Raw genomic sequence first — 17,756 nt, forward strand, 5'->3', positions numbered from 1 at the left:
CTGATGTTTTACATTCAACGTGTATAGAGGCATATTCTGAAAGGAGTACAAGTAGCAGTTTTGGATGTTCTGTATCACGAAACGAGCAGGAGGCTGCCGGGTGTGCTTTGCCAAGGCTGTTTAGCCCGGGGAGCCCGTTGTCGAGTGACTCTCTGGTTTTCTGCTCGTTTGTCTGGAGGCAGGAAGAACATAGCATGATACTAACCTATCTCCTGTTGGTGTAGTTGATGGAGCGCGGCGTGGGTTGCTTATAGACGAGGACCGAATCAGGGGATGAGATTACTTCATCAAATTATTTGATGTTTATATATGCAAACTGATGTTTTGCCTGCCGTAATACAGCGCGATGCTTTTGCCATATTTGTCATCTGTTTTGGTTCAGGTGCGGAAAATGACACTCAAAGGGAGAACGACATCGTGAAAAGGTTTAATAGTAAAAGTGAGTTACTTGGCACTATCAGCAAGATTGCTCTGCTTACCGGGCTCTCTGCTTCCCTCGGGACGATGGCTGCGGCGGCACAAGATGCAGAGGATGAAGTTATAAGAATTGATGAGGTGGTCGTTACGGCGTCACGAAGAGCGCAGTCTCTTGAGGAAGTGCCGTACAATATTTCTGCGGCTACCGGAGAGGCGCTCAAGGGCCGGAATGTTGTTGATTTTGCGAAACTGACCCGAACCTTTGCCGGACTCCAAATGACTGATCGCGGCGTGCGCGACAACACCGCGTCCGCAAGGCTGATTTCGCGGGGGCTGAATACAGAGTCGGCAGCTTTTTCCGATTTGCCCTTCGTTACTGCCTCACCGGTTGCAACTTATGTCGGCGAAACGCCGGTTTTTGCCAACCTCCGAATGAATGATATCGACCGCGTCGAATTCTTGCGGGGTCCGCAAGGTACTCTTTACGGGTCCGGGTCTCTTGGCGGCACCTTGCGCTTTATCCACAATAATCCTGACTCGAGTGAATTTTATGGCCGCGTTGAGGGGAGCACAGGCTTCAGCAAAGATGCCGGTGATCCGAACTATTCTGTAAGTGGCGTGCTGAACGTGCCGCTTTCTGAAAACACCGCGGTTCGGGTTAGCGGGGGCCATGACTATTACGCCGGCTATATTGACGGCCTGACCAAGGCGGTTCTGGATGCCGATGACATTGCCGAACCGGCTGATCCGGATAATCCATTTGACAGTGCACCGCTGACAAAATCCAAAAAAGATATAAACGAAGCAAAAGTAACATATGCGCACGCCGCCCTTCGCGTTGAACTTGGCGAAAACTGGACTATTCAGGTAAACTCACACTACCAGAAGGAAAAAGGCGCTAACCGGGATGCCCAGTCGGTTATGCCGGGCGAGCCCGAGCGGACCAACCTGGTTTTGCTTGATGAGCCATCCGAGCGGGAATTGAAGCTGATCGGGCTGGATGTGGAAGCTGACTTCGGTTTTGCAACGATGACCTCGTCAAGTTCTTACACGGATGTGGATAGTTCAGCTATAACTGATGGCACCGGCGCCTACGGTTCCATAGGCTATTTGTTCTTCCCGAGGGTGACAGTCCCGCTTGAGCTCTATACAAGCAGCAAAACCTTTGTCCAGGAAGTTCGTCTGGTGTCGAATTCAGATGGGCCCCTGAGCTGGCTGATTGGCGGATTCTACATGGATCAAGATAATCTGGACCTTGATGAATTTGACTACTTCCGTGGTGACAGCCTTATCGGGTTCCCAATTTCAAACGCAGACGAATTGTTTTTGAACCTGCATCGTGAGTCAAATTTTGAGGATCTGGCTGCTTTTGGTGAACTGAGATACGATTTCTCTGAACAGTGGCAGGTGACGGTTGGTGCTCGGGTATTTAACCAGAAATTCTCCAGCGAAGCCTTTTTTGACTTTCCGGCCTTCGGTCTCTATCCAGGTTCTCCGAACTCCTTCGAGGAAGACGGAGTATTGTTCAAGGTCAATACTTCCTATCAATGGTCGGATGCAGCCAACGTCTACGCGACCTTTTCGCAAGGCTTCCGTCGCGGAGGCGCGAACTCCATTCCCACTTCGGGGCCGCTGGCTGAGCCGGCTGAACTTGTTAGCTATTCATCTGATTCAGTCGATAACTACGAGATTGGCGTCAAGGGCGTGTTTGAAAACAATGTCCGATACAGTCTTGCGCTCTATTATATCGACTGGAAAGATGCCCAGATTGGCACCTTGTCGCCTGTATTTGGGTACGACGTCGGTGTGAATGGCGGTGACGCGGAAAGCAAGGGGCTGGAAGCGGAGATTTCCGGTCCGATTGGCGAAAATTTCAATTTCTCCATAGGATATTCCTATACAGATTCCAGCCTCAAGGACGGGTTTGACGGCTTTGTTTCCGGTCAGGCGGGTGCCCGCCTGCCAGGTGTCTCCAAGCACTCATTGTCCGCCGCACTCGATTATGTCCTGCCATTATCGAATGCTGCAGACCTGGTTTTCCATGTGGACGGGTCGTATCGTTCCGATTTTGTCAACAATGTGGATCGGACGCTGGATATATATCGTGAGTTTGATGGCTTCGCAATTTTTGCTGCCTCGGTGTCCTATCAGACAGACACTTGGCATGTAACATTGGCAGCAGAAAACCTCTTCGACGAGAAAGCGATATCAGCACAGAATGATCCGGGCTATGCAACGCCGGACTATGTGGTGGAATGGGGCACTCGTCCGCGGACGGTTACGCTGAGTTTTGCCAGCGAGTTTTAGGCATGATTGCCAGGGACATTCCTGATACCGGAGAGACGGAAAAAATGTACCGGATGTCTGCGAATATTGGTCTGGAGCTGCGCCGGGGTGACCTGGCGCAAGCCTCTATTCTTGCAGAGGAAATTGTCCGTAGCTATCCTCGTAACGCGCGGAGCTGGCTGGCTGCCGCCCAGGTTGCAAGCCGTAGAGGAGACAGAGGCGCCGCCATTCAAAATATTGGCAAGTCGATAGATTGTTTTGATGCGGATGGTGACGAGCTGGCTGTTGCCGCCAAATATTTTGCAGAAGCCGGCTTGTGCAGAAAAGCCCGTATTTGTGCGGATAAGGTGACGGATGCGCATTGTGCGAGCGCATTTCAACTCGATCTGGCGGGCAACGCCTATACGCTGTGTGGTGATCATGGATCAGCGAAGCGCTGTTTTGAGCGCGCTGCAGAAGAAGCGCCGAGTAATGCCGGACTTTTGTTCAATCTGGCAGCGGCACAGCGCTTTTCGGGTGATGTTGCAGCAGCTGAAGCCAGTTTCGAGCGAGTCATTGCCTTGAATCCCGATCACTATGAAGCGCATCATGGTCTTGCCTCTATCCGTCGGCAAACCAGGGGAAACAACCATATAGATCGGCTCAAGGGAATGCTGGAAGCGGCAGGGCCGGATTGGCGGGGCAAGGTGATGCTTGGTTTTGCGCTTGGAAAGGAACTGGAAGATATCGGCGACTTTGGCGCCGCCTTTACCGCTTACACCGAGGCGGCACTTTTGAAGCGGGCGCAGACCCATTACAGCCTTGATCAGGAAATCGGCGCGATTGAACAGATCATAAAATGTCATCGGGCGGAAGCATTTCGTACAGCATCGCCTGGTCGGGGAGGCGCCAATGCCATATTTGTCCTCGGCCTCCCGCGAACAGGCACCACTCTCGTGGAACAGATCCTCGCTGCTCACCCCTATGTTGGGGCCAAAGGTGAATTGAACGATTTTGCAAGTGCGATGATGTCAGAGCTGAATTCATTGAGCGGAGGTGTGCCAATCCGCCGTGTACAGGCGATTTCCGATAGTCTGAAACTGGATTTTGCCCAACTGGGGGAACGTTATTTGTCAATGGTCGCCGAACGGGCGCCGGACTCTGACGTGTTCATCGACAAAATGCCCTTGAACTATCTTTACATTGGCCTGATCTTGCAGGCGCTGCCGGAAGCACACATAATTTATTTGAAACGCGATCCCCTGGATGCAGCGACGGCAATATATACTACGCTGTTCAATCAGGCTTATGCCTGGTCATATAGCCTCCAGGACATTGAGCGTTATATGCAGGCACATTACAGGCTGATGGATCATTGGAAGGCAGAATTTGGAGACCGCTTATATGTGGTGGCCTATGAAGATATTATCAAGGACCAGGAAGGGGCAACGCGTGGGCTTCTGGACTATTGTGGATTACCCTGGGATCCCGCCTGTCTTGACTTTCATAAGAACCGAAGTGCAGTGACAACGGCGAGTGCCGTACAAGTGCGTAAACCAATTTACTCGACATCCATGGGGCGCTGGAAACATTTTGAAACGGAGCTGGCGCCCATAGTACCGTCGCTTCAGGCTATCTCCCTTATTGAAAGTAACTCATATGCACCGTAAGGAAAACTGGGGCGAATTTGCTCGTGAATCCCTGGCAATGGCCGGTGTGACTGGTCTGGGTTATTGGCCCTTATATGTCATTCCTTTTGTGATTGGAGCACTGATTGATGGCCGCGGTCTGGATGAAGTCCAGGCCGGTTTTGTCGCCTCTGTGGAGGTTACGACAATTGCTCTCTCCTCACTGCTGATGTCGCGTTTTGTTTCGATGATTGGTTCGACGTCACGGGCTATATATATAACTATTGTCGTTATTATCCTTGGGAACCTGATTTCTGCGGTGGCGGAAAGCTATTCTCTCTTGCTTGTGTCGCGGCTGCTGGTCGGATTTGGTGAGGGCATTGCGTTGGCGACCGGGACTGCCACTGTTACTCATGTCAAAAAACCGGATCGTTTATATGCTCTGGTCCAGGTAGGTCGCGGCTTAATAGGGGCAATCTCCATTCCCATTATCGCCTATGCCATTGGTCATAGTGCCTCTGCAGGGCCTTTCTTATTTCTAGCTCTTTTGCCGTTGCTTGCCCTGCCGGTTGCTCACTGGCTGCCGACTGAAAGGGAAAAGGATGCCAGTGCCAGTGAGATCAATGCATTATTTCATAGTAAGATTGCACAGATGGTTGTCCTGCTGATGGCTGCAATGTTTATGGTAACGCTTGGTGAATCTTTTTGGTATTCCTTTATCGAGCGCAAGGGGACATCGATTGGTATGGACCTAGACAGTGTGGCGATGATCCTTTCCGCGACAATCTTTCTCGGCATTCTGGGGGCAGGCATCCCTGCCTTTCTTGGTAATCGATATGGTCGGATATTGCCGCTTCTGGTTTTGATTGTTCTTACCACGATTTCAGGGGGGGTGAGCCTTATGGCCACAACAGCAGTTCCCTATGTCCTAGGTGCATTCTGTTTCGTGATATTTTTCGCGGCAATCACTCCTTTTGCGATCGGACTATCCACTGTTTTTGGGCGCACTGGAGCTGTGTCTGCGGCTATTGGATCAATGATTGTTGGTGGCCACGCCATCGGCCCGACTATCGCCGGCTTTACATTAAAAGCAGGCGGATTTCCGGCGCTTTCCATGGAATTTGCGGCGTCAGGTCTTTGCGCCATCGTGCTCTTTCTTGTGCTTGGTTATTTGGTCCAGCAAAGAAAAAAATCTGACACTCATGTAACAGGAGTATCCGTTGACTAATTCTGCGACAGAAGGCTCGGCTTCAGGTCGTCCTGCCTTTCCCCACCGCTCCTTTTGGAGCGACGACTATGGAACCTATTCGCCCGGCGCTCCCCTGAGCCAGTCGCTAACGGTGGATGTAGCCATTATTGGTGCCGGCTTCACAGGACTGAGTGCCGCCATAAATCTCAAGGAGCTGGATGCCTCTACTTCTGTGGTTGTACTGGAACAGGAAGCGATTGGATTCGGTGCCAGCGGACGTAACTCAGGTTGGGTTTGGCCTAACCTAACCACATATAGAGACATCTATGCCAAGCAAGGATTGGATGTGCTGCGTGAAACCTATCAATATGCCCAGCAGGCGTATGGTTACGTGCGGGATTTGACCAATAGTCATTCGCTTGATTCAGAATACCGGGAAACGGGACTTTTACGTCCTGCCGTGACCGGCGAATATGAACCGGATATGTATGAGTATATGGAGTTCTGCGAAAAACTGGGGCGTTCCCAGAAAGTCACAGAACTGTCGGAAAATGCGGTGCAGAAAGTCGTGCGCTCGCCTTTGTTTTCCAAGGGGCTGTGGGATGAAGAATTGGCCCTGATCCATCCGGTCAGGCACGCGCGTTCACTGGCGGACTTGGCACGCAGGCTAGGATCTGCAGTCTATGAGCAGTCGCCAGTGATAGATATTCGAGAAGAAGAAAATGCTGTCTATCTGTCAACACCGTCGGGATCAGTGAAGGCGGATCGACTAATTGTTGCCACGAATGGCTATACGCACCTCTTGCCGGGGGTGCCAGGCAAGGCGTTGAAATGTAGCCAGCGTCCGGTCATCGCCTACAATACTATTTCCCGTCCGTTGACGAACGACGAATGGGATAGTGTCGGCTGGACAAAGAGGAATGCCGTGTACTCCTTTGGGCCTGCATCGCACTTTGGCAACCCGACGTCAGACGGTCGCATCCACTGGTGCAGTGACCGCTTTCTCGGAATACCGGATGGTGATGACATTAGCCGGGAGTACCACCCTAACTACAATCCGACGCTAAAAAAGCAGACGCCCCATTTCTTCCCTGGACTAAAGGACCTTACGCTAACCCACCATTGGGGCGGTCCGGCATCTGTGACCTACGACCATATTTTCCATCTTGGAGCGCTTGGAAACAGCAAACGGATTTTCACGTCTGTCGGCTGTAATGGTAATGGAGTGTCGCTAACCCATCTGAACGGCAAGATCCTCGCCGAACTGGTAGCGGGTAGAAAGTCAGGTCTCTGCGATCTATGGTTTGTTAACCACAAAGTAAAGACCTTTCCGCCGACAATGATTACCGTACCAGCCATGAAATTCATTATCGGCCGCGAGTTAAAGACGGCCAGGAAACGCGCAGTAAAGGCCGGGCTTGGCTTCCTGACCGAAGAGATTAGCGGAGGAGAGGGCGCATGATCCGCATTGCTGACAAATGGTTCGAAAGACGTGTGATCGGTGACGGTGTCACGTACCTGACCGAACCTCATGTCGTTCCTTTCATTAGATGTAACATCTGGCATGTCCGCGGGGGAGACCGGGACATGCTGGTTGATACCGGGCTCGGCATTGTCAGCCTGCGCGAGGCGGAAAAGGATCTATTTGAGCACCCGGTGACGGCGGTGGCCACGCATGCTCATTTCGATCATATGGGCGGCATGCATGAATTCGAGGATCGGGTAATTCATGAATGTGAATATGAGGCAATGGCGACTGCGGAAGACAGTATAGCGTTGGGAACACATCAAATTGATGCCGCCAATCTTGCCCATATTCGCGAAGCCGGGTACGAGCTGGAGGATGGCAGTTTTCTCAAAGCATTGCCCCACGAAGGCTTCCGGGCAGAATGTCAGAAAAGTATCGGCACCTGTGCCGGTCGTTGTGTCAAGGAAGGTGATGTCATCGACCTTGGTAATCGAGTTTTTGAGGTGCTGCATTTGCCGGGCCATTCACCGGGCAGCATTGGCCTCTATGAGAGAGCAACAGAAATCCTTTTTTCTGGAGATGCCATCTACGACGGCCCCTTGCTGGCCGAGTTACCTGGTTCGGATATGAGTGTCTATGTTGATACCATGAAGCGACTGCGGGAGCTGCCGGTCAGGATTGTGCATGCAGGTCATGAAGAAAGCTTCGGGCGGGAACGCCTTTTGGAAATCGTTGATCGCTATCTCGGAAAATGGGACCGATAAACAGTAGTTTTTCTTATGTGTACATGGAAATGCCAATATTCTGCTTTTTTAAAATAAGGGATAAAGTCGGATAAATGGTATGAACATAATGATCGGAGTGGATGAAAGTGACGAATAAATCTATATCAGATTTTCTGTCAGATGTTGAGATGGAATCGGTGAGGAGGCCTATTGCTGAAGCGAGGACCTTGCCAAATATTGCCTATACATCTGCTGACTTTCTCGCGCTGGAAATTGAGCGCATCTATATGCGCCATTGGACGGCACTATGCTTTGTTTTTGATGTTCCGTCGCCAGGCGACGCCTTCCCGGTCGACTATTGCGGTATGCCGCTGGTTGCGGTCCGGGGGCAGGACCGGATTATTCGTGTTTTCCATAATGTCTGCCCATATGATGGATGCCCGCTTGTGCTCAGTCCGAAATCAGGTCTTGAGCGGCTTATTTCCCCCTATCACGGCTGGGAATATGATCTGACTGGAAAGCTGGTGGCGATACCCTACTGGGATGGGACGCAGGAAGGCAACCTGGACGCTTTGAAAGGTAGGGATGTCGACCTGGTCCCTGTCCATGTTGGTACCTTTCTGGAAACCGTCTTTGTCAATCTGGACGATGATCCGGAGGACTTTGGAACCTTCACCGCGCCCATTGAGAGGCAGTTTTCAGAGTATGACCTGAGTATTGTTGCGCCTGGGCTGGACGGGGAGGGAATTCCTATCGTCACGACCCATGAGCGGCGATGCAATTGGAAAACCTTTTATGAAAATTCCGCGCTCAATGTGTTGCATGAGAATTTTGTTCATGATTTCTATATGGTTTCGCCGGAAGTGCCGCGCATCAAGCAAGACGGAGTGCCGTCCTTTGAGAATATTGTCGACGAAGGGCTGCTGGCGCTGGGCTTTGACGCTGAAGATTTTGCGGCGACCTATCCGCATATGGATATCGCTCATCTTGGGAAAGGTGATGTGCCGCCGCACCGGGAGTGTTTTGGCACGCATTACCCAAATTTCTATATCTCTTTTGCGCCAAACTTTATCGAGATAACGGCGGTGTTGCCACATGGTCCAGAGAATATTCGCGAACGACAGGCGATCCTGTTTCACAAGGATGTAGCTGCTGATCCGGCGCTGTTGAAAATGCGGCAGTTTCTGGTGTCAGCTTTTGATGGCGCTTCTGTTGAAGACGGCGCTATCTGTGAGGCGGTGCAGCGTGCGCGCCGTTCGCCGGTGTTCACGCAAAAATTTTATTCGCCATTCTGGGACGAACTCCACTACCGCTTTAATAAAATGATCCTGAAAGATCTGGAGCGGAAATAACCGCCCGTTGATTTCACCAAATCGGAGAGTAAGAAGATGAGCCTTCAGCGTTTTACTATTGAGACACCCATTGAAGATATGGTGGCAGCCGTCAGGGAAGATGGCGGTATTATTATCGAAAACGTCCTGTCGACCGAGGATATTGAGACACTGAATCACAGTTTTGATGACGCCATAGAGCAGGAAAAAAAGCGGAAAACAGGCAGTGGCGGCATGGATGATCTGGACGGCCTGATGCCAGAAACCATGTATTTCGCCACAAATTTACCCGCCCGCTATCCGGGGGTAACCAAATATATCAACAATGACGTGGTGGTCGACGTCGTTGCAAAGGTTTTGGGCACAGCGCGGAAAGACGTTACACTGAATACCTTTCAGGTCATTGAATCGCATCCCGGCACACCTCAACAAGCACTACACCGGGATGATGTCACCTGGCCGGTGCCGGAACCCCGTCCGGAACTTTGCCTGGTTACGTTATGGGCGCTACAGAATTTTGTTCCCGAGGCGGGAGGGACAGTCATAGTCCCCGGCAGTCACAAATGGCCCGATGCGAAAGTGCCGCCGAAATATAACGAGGACGGGACGCCTGACTACTCTGATATCAGCGACAAGGATTTTGAAAGTTTTCAGCTTGAGATGGAGCCGGGCTCTGTGTTGATTTTTCTTGGCAGCCTTTTGCATGGTGGCGGCGCGAATACTACAGAAGACCTGGTGCGCCGATATTTCCATATTGGCTACTGCCATTCATGGCTGCGGCAGGTGGAAAATTACTATGTGTCAATGGATCCGGATACGTTGATGGGCTTTAGTGCCGATGTACAGAACCTACTGGGTTACGGCTATTACACCTTCGAGTTAGGCCATGTGTACAACATGACGCCATCCGAATATTTGAAACAACGCCGCAGTGACTGACGTCAAAGCCGGGAGAAACCGAGATGATATGTGATACTTTCGACGAGCCAGAGATGATCCGCATGATGCGGGATTCCATTCGCCGTTTTGCGTCGGCTACACTGAGTGCAGAAAGCATGCGCGTTATGGACAAGGCCAATATATATGATCCTGCTGTTTTTGCAAAACTGGGGGAGATGGGCGTTTGTGGTCTGACAGTGGAAGAGAAATATGGCGGGCTGGGTTGCGATATTCCTGCTGCAATTGCCGTTATTGAAGAGCTTTCGCGCTTTGCCGGTCCAATGGCCGGTCCCTATATACACTGCGCTTTCTACGGCGGCATCAATATCTCTGAAAAAGGGACACCAGAGCAGAAAAAAATGCTTTTGCCTAAGCTTGCGGCGGGCGAGGTGATGTTTGCCTATGGCCTTTCGGAGCCAGATATCGGCGCCGATCTTGCCAATGTGAAGACCACAGCAGACCTTTCAAAGGATGGTGATGTGGTGATTATCAATGGTAGTAAGCGCTGGTGTACCATGGCGCAGCAAGCGGACTATATCTACTGTCTTGTTCGCTCGGACAGAGACGCTCCAAAATACCAGAATCTATCCTTCGTTTTGATCCCCAAGGGAACTCCGGGTGTTACTATTGAGGAAATCCCCCATGCCGGGCTCTATTACGCTCCCACATATGACGTGACTTTTGAAGAGGTACGTGTGCCGGCAACAAATATTGTCGGCGGTATGGATGCATGGAACAGAGGCTGGCCGCTGCTGGCGGGCCCCGCCTTGGACGTGGAAAAACTCGAGGTTGCAGCGCTCGCCTATGGCACAGCATTGGCCTGTGTTGATATTGCTTGGCAATATGCAAAGGAAAGGAAGCAATTTGGCAAGCCGATCGCGCAGCACCAGGCGGTGGGGCATGCGCTTGCAGAAGCGCAGACAAACCTTCTTGCCTGTCGCCAGGTCCTTTATTATGCCGCTGACCTGGCACAGCAAGGAAAACCCTGTTCTGCAGAAACTTCCATGGCCAAGCTGTTCGTAACAGAACAGTGTGAGAAAATCGGCATGGAGTGCCAGAAAGTCCTCGGCGCCTACGGGTTTGCAGACGAATATGATCTAGAGCGCTATATTCCGATGCTGCATCTGATGACGGTGATTGGCGGCAGTTCAGCAATTCAGCGCAACAATATCAGCAAACGACTTGGCCTTGTCTGAGCGGGGCGCCAGAATTTCGCTTGACCTGGCTGGGGGGGTGCGTAACAATTTGTGACTAAAAACAGGAAGTTGAAAGCCCTTTGCGGATACAGGATATTGACCTGAAACTTTTGCGGATTTTCCAGTCGGTCGCACGCCACCGGGGCTTCTCCGCTGCGCAGGAAGAACTGGGGGCAACGCAGTCCGCCATCAGCATGAATATGGTGAAATTGGAGGAACGGCTGGGCATGCGGCTTTGTGAGCGCGGCGTCAAAGGTTTTCGGTTAACCAACTACGGCAAGGAAGTGTTGGCTCTAACTGAAAAGCTATTCGCTTCTATGGATGATTTTCGTATTGAAACATCGCGGCTCAAGGGGCAGATTGCAGGATCCCTGAGGATCGGTATTGTTGACAATATTTCCTTTGACAAGAATTTCAAATTGCCACAGGCAATCCGAAAGTTGAATGAGCTCTACCCTGACTTGACCGTAGATATTATGGTTGGGGCATCCCATGAACTTGAAGAACGCATTATGGATGGTCGAATTCGGGCTGCAATCGGTACCGACGAGAAAAAAATTCCGCAGTTCGTATACCGTAATATTTTTGTCGAATATTTTGAGCTTTATTGTTCCCAGCACCACCCTCTATTTGATATTGACGACGCGGATATCACGGACCAGATGTTGTTAAGTGCAGAGTACGCAAGTTTTTCTACCTATCCACCACTCGACCTGTCGATTGGACTCAGCCCCGCAATATCCTCTCCCTATATCGAAGCGCTTGCCAATCTGGCGCTATCTGGAAAGTATATCGCCTATCTTCCCTCTTCCTATGCGGAGAACTGGGGACGGAATCGTAAATTACGGTCTATCCGGCCATCTGACCTTCGTATCGGCGCAGATATTCGCCTCACCTACCGTCGTAGTGCTAAATTAGCACCGGAACTGGAGGCTTTTATCAAGATTCTAATCAACCAGTCGGAGTTATCAGACTAAATTTTCGGAAAGTTTGATCTGGACTGACGGCTATTGGGGAAGTTAGACAATGTGGCTTCTCGCTATTTAGAAGATGCGGATCCCACAATGAGGCAACTGAAACAGACTATGGCTGGCTTGACTATGTCGCGGGGGCAGAATTAGGGGTACAACTTCCGTACAAATCCAACCCGGGCAGCCAACTTAAACGCCACGTCATTCAGTGGAGCGTCCAGTTATAGAGATTGGGGGTTTCCATTGATAGTGTACCAGGGAACTAGACTCTCCTTGCGTTTGCGATCTGATGTGAATGCTGGGCTCGTGATACACAGAAAATGCGCACGTTTGCAGATCTTCTTTTTTCTTCCATAATGACTACTCCCCGGGATAGGCTATCTGGCGGATTTACTTGTAGAGTGCACCGCAATAATCTTCAAGACTATCTAGCCGATAGAGGAATAGTAAAATAGTTATTGTATTAAAAAATGGCCTTTGACATAGAACAATCATCCCCCGGTCTGGAATTTGATCATCTTGTATCTAAAACAAAGAAATATTTTCCCTGGATTACACTAAAACCGTTGGGGGGGACAAAGAATTCCACCTACAAAGAAAAAATCTTTGAGGGTAACGAGGATATTACGGTGTTTTGTACACAGCATCAATCGGGACTTAAACTCAAATATAACGACGAAAACCATGCATTGAGGCTTATGGTTCCCATATCCGGGGGAGGGTTTCGCGCGCGGGTTGACTGTGAGGATGTTATCTGTGCAAACAATGTTGCCCTGGTGGCTTCAAACCATATCCTTGACGAAATTGAAATCGTCCCAGATCCGGAAATTGTTGTTGGTAGTGTTGTATTTAATCCATCGATTGTTGATCAAGTGCTTTGTTCTTTGAACGAGGGGGGGGCTCTTGAGGCCTCAGATTATCAGCCTACGATCGATCTTTCCTCCGAGCATGGGCGCGTTATCAGGGAGAGCATACGAATCCTTGTACTGGGTATGGACGACGGTCTTCCTACAAAAAGTTCTAAAGCCTATGCTCTTTATCAGGAAGCCACCCTCCATCTGCTGTTGGAACATTTTTTACGTACTCGTTGCAAAAATTCACGCTACGAGACTCAAGCGCAACGTGCCGTGAGGCAGGCCGTTGATTATATGCATGCGTACATGGGTTTGCCGTTGACAATCGGTGAAATTGCGAATGAGGTCGGGGTATGCGTTCGCAGCCTGGAATATGGATTTCGCCATTATATGGAGACGACACCAAAAGCGTATCTCCAGTCTATACGATTGGCTGCCGCACATAAAGATCTCTCTAATCCTAGTAATAATCTTCTGGTCAAGTCGGTAGCCCTGAAATGGGGGTTTACGCAGATGGGGCGTTTTTCTGCCCAATATTTTTCCGCTTACGGAGAGCGTCCTTCTGAAACGCGTAATCAGGCGCTAAAACGACGTTAGGCGAAAAGAGGAAGCTTGTTTTTACAGGTGTTTTTGGTGTCCCGTCTCTTCTTGACGAACAAAATAAAAAAAAGCCACTCAAGAAATCTTGAGTGGCTAAAGTTTCAGGGTATTAGGGAGAAAAACTATTGGTTGGCCTGGATCTCCTGAATGAATAGTTCTTTACAATTCATTTTCTTCCGGTCGCTTTCTTGCTTTTTTCAGGATGAATTTTTTGCAGATCATTTGTGTTTCTAATATTCCTAAGAAAACAGTCAGAAATAAACAAAACATTAATAAACTCACATGGTGCGCGTTCTGGATAGTGTAATTCGCAAATTGGATATCACCTAAATCTTGTCGGTTATCTTCTGTGGTGCATTTCCAAATGGGAACTTAGCTCTCGCGAAGGAAATAATGGATCAGGGCTTGCCGTTTCTGTGGCTTGGGAAGCGATACGCTCCAGAAGCGATACCTAAAGTCTGATGCACACGCAGTACCGGATACCTTCAATCAAGTTACTATATTCACTTTGCGAATATTGATATTCGTAATGCGCAGCGGACCATTCCAGTAAGAAATTGTTTATTGCTTGCCGGTTTTCTAGGAGCTTAAGATTTGGGCTAGTACCCGGTCTTCTCAATGGTCATTGGCTGTCTTCCATGCATTGTGAAGATCCGAGCATTTTACAAAACAAAAACAAAGTAATTCAGTTGGGTTGATCACAGCATTCAAAAAAGGATTTCAATGTTCAAGAGCACGCGTAAAAACGACAATATCATTTCGGTCAGTGAAGAAGATTCTGAAGAGCAATCCATCTTTCGTCGGCACAAAAAAATGATAGATAGAATGCCCGTCAATGTGATGGTTTGTGACAAGGAAACGCTCACTATAATCGAAGCAAACCAGACCAGCATCAGAACACTCAAGAAACTGCAACATCTGATTCCCATCAGGGCTGAAAACCTGATTGGAACTTGTATTGATGAGTTCCATAAAAATCCGGCGCATCAACGGCAGATTCTTAATGATCCGGATAATCTTCCCTTTTCGACCACTATTCCACTGGGGGAGGAATTTCTGGATTTGCTGGTGCAGGATCTGGACGAGGAGCATTTTCTGCTTACCTGGTCACTGGTTACCGACAAAGTGAAAGCTGAAGAGGAAAGCAGGCAGCTTTTGAATATGCTGGACAGGATGCCCCTTAATATCATGACCTGCGATCCGGAAACTTTTGAAATCAATTATGTCAACAGCACCAGTCTGGAAACACTGCGAAAAGTTGAGCATTTGCTACCGGTCAAGGCAGAGGACATAAAAGGCAGTTCCATTGACATTTTTCACAAAACCCCGAAGGTTCAGCGCGATATTGTCAAAATGCCGGCAAATCTTCCTCACTTGGCGCGTATCAAGCTGGGAGAGGAAGTCCTGCTATTGCGGGTTTATCCCATCTTTGGGGATTCAGGTAAATACCGCCGGGTCATGTTGTCCTGGGATATTATTACCGGTCAGGACCGCGCAGAGAAAGAACTGCAATCTATAGCCACGCAGGTTGCCTCGGCAGCCACCCAGCTGACAATGACTTCAGATCTGCTGGGCAAGCAGGCAGCCTCCGCTTATGAAAAAACGACCGAGGTTGTCAAGGAGGCTGACGAGACTTCCCAGAGTGTCACTGAAGTGGCGGCGGCTGTCGAGGAAATGACGGCCAGCATTTCCGAGATCCAGCGGCAAATTGATCATTCCATGGAGTATGTTAAACAGGCTGTGGATCAGAGCAGAACCACCTCACAAACGATTGAGACGCTGGATGTTGCGGCCGGAGAAATTGGTTCAGTCATAAAGCTGATCGAGGATATTGCCGGGCAAACCAACCTGCTTGCCCTTAATGCGACGATCGAGGCTGCGCGGGCCGGGGAAGCCGGTAAGGGTTTTGCGGTTGTCGCCAACGAAGTAAAAAGTCTGGCAACCCAGACCACCGACGCGACCACAGATATTACCAGCAGAGTGGAAGGCATACAGGAGTCCACGCAGAAGTCGGTAGAAGCAATCCGGAATATTTCCGACACCATTCAGACGGTAAGCGAGTCCTGTGGCAGTATTAATGATGCTGTGAACGAGCAAAGCGGTGTTACCGCAGAGATCAGCCGGAACATGCAACAGCAAGCCGAGCGGGCAAAAAATGCCTCGGCAAAGCTGAGTGACGTCATCAAGGACATTGATGATACTGAAGTCGCTTCGAAGGAATTACAAGGCGCCGCTATGGCCCTCAATGAAATGGCCGGGAAACTCTCGAAAGACATAGTGACGCTTTTGGCAGACTAGGAGAAGGAAATAAATTTATCTCATTGTTGACGGATCGGCTTTTCTGAAGTGGATGGTCTCCGGAATTTGCAGAGGCTGGATGAGAATGTGTATATCCGGCAAAAAGTTAGTGGTTTTGTAAGGGGGTAGTAACATGTTTATATATCCGGTTGAGCTGTCGGACCTGAAGCATGATGTTCACAGGAACCTGTTTCAATATTGGAACAAAATTAGAGGCAACCGATCCATGCCAAGCCGAAAGGATTTCGAGCCGACAGAGGTGCCCAATGTGTTGAAACATATCCTTATGGTGAATGTTGAGCAAGCTACAGGTCGGTATCTGATCCGGCTGCTTGGATCGGAAACAGTACAAGCCTTGGGTGCAGATCCCACAGGTCAATATGTAGATAGTATTCCCGTCATTTCCCGAGTTGTGGAACGTTGCAATTGGATCGTTGAAAACAAGATCCCCTATTACTACCAAGGCAACGTTGAATGGTCGGAAAAAAACTTCCTTGAATATCGGTCTATAACGTTCCCTTTTTCCGACGACGGAGAAACTGTTGATATCATAATGGCCGCTATGGTTTACCTCTTTCCAGAGTCGACCTGACCCGCCTACACCATATCTCTCGGTTTCGGAGAAGGCCGCAGTGGGGGTGTGAAGGGCAGCAGCAATCTTGAGAGGATTTTCTATTATTAGGGAATGATATTATACTGTCAGGTCTGTTTGGATTCGCGTTCCTATATCAATAGATCCCTAAAGTAAAATGGGGCATGAATAATAGTAAAGGTATCTTTTTTCCAATGTTTAAAGCCCCCGTTCAGCTATCCGACTTGGAATATGATGTCCATAAAGAACTGTTTTCCTACTGGGACAAAATCAGGGGGTCAAAACCCATGCCAAGCCGAACGGATTTTGATCCCATTGATGTTCCTGGACTGCTGACACATATCTCTATGGTTGATATAGAGCCCGAGACCGGAAGATACAAGTATCGACTGGTCGGTTCCGAAACAGTCACTGGTGTAGGGGAGGATTATACGGGAAGATATCTTGATGAGCTTCCTGTCATGTCTGGAGTAATCGAGCGATATAACTGGATGCTTGAGAATAAAATACCTTACCTCTACAGGGGGCAATTCATCTGGTCGAAGAAAGACTATCTTGACTATTGTGCCTTAAACCTTCCCTTTTCTGACGATGGCGTGACTGTCAACATTATCATGACTGGCGTAGTCTGTTTCTTGTCAAATCATACAGAACGTCAATATCCCAGGAAGAGATGAGCCAGAACAACAAGTTCATCAAGCAGCAATCAGAAAAATCAGCCTCACATTATAGCACCAGGAAAAATCCTTAAAATTTTAAGTGAATTTTTGTAGATATTAATTCCCACGCCTTAAGCTGGTCTCTTCCTTCATGGTATACAGAGGTATTGGGGAAATGAACACTGATAACTATTCAATATTTAATTCAGACACTGATGAGATCGTTAAGAATACTGTACTGCTTCTTATCGGACTAAGTGATCTGTACACAAAAGAACACTGTATCATGGTATCCGAACTAGCTGCCCGGATCGCCCAAAGGCTTGGCGTTCTGCCAGGTGAGATTGAAAAGATAAAGCTGGCCGGCTACCTTCACGACATTGGTAAACAGGCGATACCACAGGGTTTTATATCCAAGCCCGGAAAGCTATCTCCCCAGGAATATGAGTTGGTCAAAACACATGTCCAGGTTGGCGTAGATGTCCTTCATCAGTTAAAAGTGAGCCCGGCAGTGGTCCGCATGGTTGGAGAACATCATGAAAGGTTGGACGGTAGCGGATACCCCAATTGTCTCAGAGGATCGGAGATATCGCTTGGTGGTCAGATCATAGGCGTTGCCGATGT

14 protein-coding genes are annotated in these 17,756 nt (G+C 49.3%); all 14 read left to right on the forward strand.

Annotation, left to right across the window (positions count from 1 at the left end; all coding sequences use genetic code 11):
- Positions 1 to 309: 309 nt before the first annotated feature.
- Positions 310 to 2,724 carry a TonB-dependent receptor gene (locus tag FIV46_RS17955; protein ID WP_139942325.1) on the forward strand — a complete coding sequence of 805 codons (2,415 nt, stop codon included), beginning with the start codon at positions 310 to 312 and terminating at the stop codon, positions 2,722 to 2,724.
- 2 nt (positions 2,725 to 2,726) lie between these two features.
- Positions 2,727 to 4,352 (forward strand): tetratricopeptide repeat-containing sulfotransferase family protein, encoded by a 1,626-nt coding sequence (locus tag FIV46_RS17960; protein ID WP_181163307.1) that lies wholly within the window; start codon positions 2,727 to 2,729, stop codon positions 4,350 to 4,352.
- Positions 4,342 to 5,538: an MFS transporter gene (locus FIV46_RS17965; protein WP_139942327.1), complete on the forward strand. Its 1,197-nt coding sequence runs from the start codon at positions 4,342 to 4,344 to the stop codon at positions 5,536 to 5,538. Before FIV46_RS17960 ends, FIV46_RS17965 begins: the two co-directional genes overlap by 11 nt.
- Complete coding sequence (locus FIV46_RS17970; RefSeq protein WP_139942328.1) at positions 5,531 to 6,961, forward strand: NAD(P)/FAD-dependent oxidoreductase; 1,431 nt, start codon at positions 5,531 to 5,533, stop codon at positions 6,959 to 6,961. The genes FIV46_RS17965 and FIV46_RS17970 overlap by 8 nt, the downstream gene beginning before the upstream one ends.
- Positions 6,958 to 7,731, forward strand: a complete 774-nt coding sequence (locus FIV46_RS17975) for an MBL fold metallo-hydrolase (RefSeq protein WP_139942329.1) — start codon at positions 6,958 to 6,960, stop codon at positions 7,729 to 7,731. Before FIV46_RS17970 ends, FIV46_RS17975 begins: the two co-directional genes overlap by 4 nt.
- A gap of 101 nt (positions 7,732 to 7,832) precedes the next feature.
- The gene (locus FIV46_RS17980) at positions 7,833 to 9,044 is read left to right on the forward strand and encodes an aromatic ring-hydroxylating oxygenase subunit alpha (protein WP_139942330.1); all 1,212 of its coding nucleotides are present in this window, start codon (positions 7,833 to 7,835) and stop codon (positions 9,042 to 9,044) included.
- Positions 9,045 to 9,080: 36 nt separating this feature from the next.
- Positions 9,081 to 9,962: a phytanoyl-CoA dioxygenase family protein gene (locus tag FIV46_RS17985; protein ID WP_139942331.1), complete on the forward strand. Its 882-nt coding sequence runs from the start codon at positions 9,081 to 9,083 to the stop codon at positions 9,960 to 9,962.
- Positions 9,963 to 9,985: 23 nt separating this feature from the next.
- Positions 9,986 to 11,158, forward strand: a complete 1,173-nt coding sequence (locus FIV46_RS17990) for an acyl-CoA dehydrogenase family protein (protein WP_139942332.1) — start codon at positions 9,986 to 9,988, stop codon at positions 11,156 to 11,158.
- A gap of 80 nt (positions 11,159 to 11,238) precedes the next feature.
- Positions 11,239 to 12,135 carry a LysR family transcriptional regulator gene (locus tag FIV46_RS17995; RefSeq protein WP_139942333.1) on the forward strand — a complete coding sequence of 299 codons (897 nt, stop codon included), beginning with the start codon at positions 11,239 to 11,241 and terminating at the stop codon, positions 12,133 to 12,135.
- Positions 12,136 to 12,599: 464 nt separating this feature from the next.
- A complete protein-coding gene (locus tag FIV46_RS18000) occupies positions 12,600 to 13,580 on the forward strand; it encodes a helix-turn-helix domain-containing protein (protein WP_139942334.1) in 981 nt (326 codons plus the stop codon).
- Positions 13,581 to 14,306: 726 nt separating this feature from the next.
- A complete protein-coding gene (locus FIV46_RS18005) occupies positions 14,307 to 15,881 on the forward strand; it encodes a methyl-accepting chemotaxis protein (protein WP_139942335.1) in 1,575 nt (524 codons plus the stop codon).
- A gap of 133 nt (positions 15,882 to 16,014) precedes the next feature.
- Positions 16,015 to 16,473 (forward strand): PAS domain-containing protein, encoded by a 459-nt coding sequence (locus tag FIV46_RS18010; RefSeq protein ID WP_139942336.1) that lies wholly within the window; start codon positions 16,015 to 16,017, stop codon positions 16,471 to 16,473.
- A 164-nt stretch (positions 16,474 to 16,637) separates the two neighbouring features.
- Positions 16,638 to 17,150 (forward strand): PAS domain-containing protein, encoded by a 513-nt coding sequence (locus tag FIV46_RS18015; protein WP_139940665.1) that lies wholly within the window; start codon positions 16,638 to 16,640, stop codon positions 17,148 to 17,150.
- Between the two features lie 157 nt (positions 17,151 to 17,307).
- On the forward strand, positions 17,308 to 17,756 hold a 449-nt coding region (locus FIV46_RS18020), incomplete at its 3' end, for an HD-GYP domain-containing protein (RefSeq protein WP_181163157.1).

The organism is Emcibacter nanhaiensis (assembly GCF_006385175.1).
In the GTDB taxonomy this organism is placed as follows: domain Bacteria; phylum Pseudomonadota; class Alphaproteobacteria; order Sphingomonadales; family Emcibacteraceae; genus Emcibacter; species Emcibacter nanhaiensis.

Bases quoted from the DNA above. Each gene is read 5' to 3' on its own strand.
- FIV46_RS17955 (WP_139942325.1), top strand. From the start codon at position 310: ATGCAAACTGATGTTTTGCCTGCCGTAATACAGCGCGATGCTTTTGCC.
- FIV46_RS18005 (WP_139942335.1), top strand. From the start codon at position 14,307: ATGTTCAAGAGCACGCGTAAAAACGACAATATCATTTCGGTCAGTGAA.
- FIV46_RS18015 (WP_139940665.1), top strand. From the start codon at position 16,638: ATGAATAATAGTAAAGGTATCTTTTTTCCAATGTTTAAAGCCCCCGTT.
- FIV46_RS17960 (WP_181163307.1), top strand. From the start codon at position 2,727: ATGATTGCCAGGGACATTCCTGATACCGGAGAGACGGAAAAAATGTAC.
- FIV46_RS17965 (WP_139942327.1), top strand. From the start codon at position 4,342: ATGCACCGTAAGGAAAACTGGGGCGAATTTGCTCGTGAATCCCTGGCA.
- FIV46_RS17990 (WP_139942332.1), top strand. From the start codon at position 9,986: ATGATATGTGATACTTTCGACGAGCCAGAGATGATCCGCATGATGCGG.
- FIV46_RS17985 (WP_139942331.1), top strand. From the start codon at position 9,081: ATGAGCCTTCAGCGTTTTACTATTGAGACACCCATTGAAGATATGGTG.
- FIV46_RS18000 (WP_139942334.1), top strand. From the start codon at position 12,600: ATGGCCTTTGACATAGAACAATCATCCCCCGGTCTGGAATTTGATCAT.
- FIV46_RS18010 (WP_139942336.1), top strand. From the start codon at position 16,015: ATGTTTATATATCCGGTTGAGCTGTCGGACCTGAAGCATGATGTTCAC.
- FIV46_RS17980 (WP_139942330.1), top strand. From the start codon at position 7,833: ATGAAAGTGACGAATAAATCTATATCAGATTTTCTGTCAGATGTTGAG.
- FIV46_RS17975 (WP_139942329.1), top strand. From the start codon at position 6,958: ATGATCCGCATTGCTGACAAATGGTTCGAAAGACGTGTGATCGGTGAC.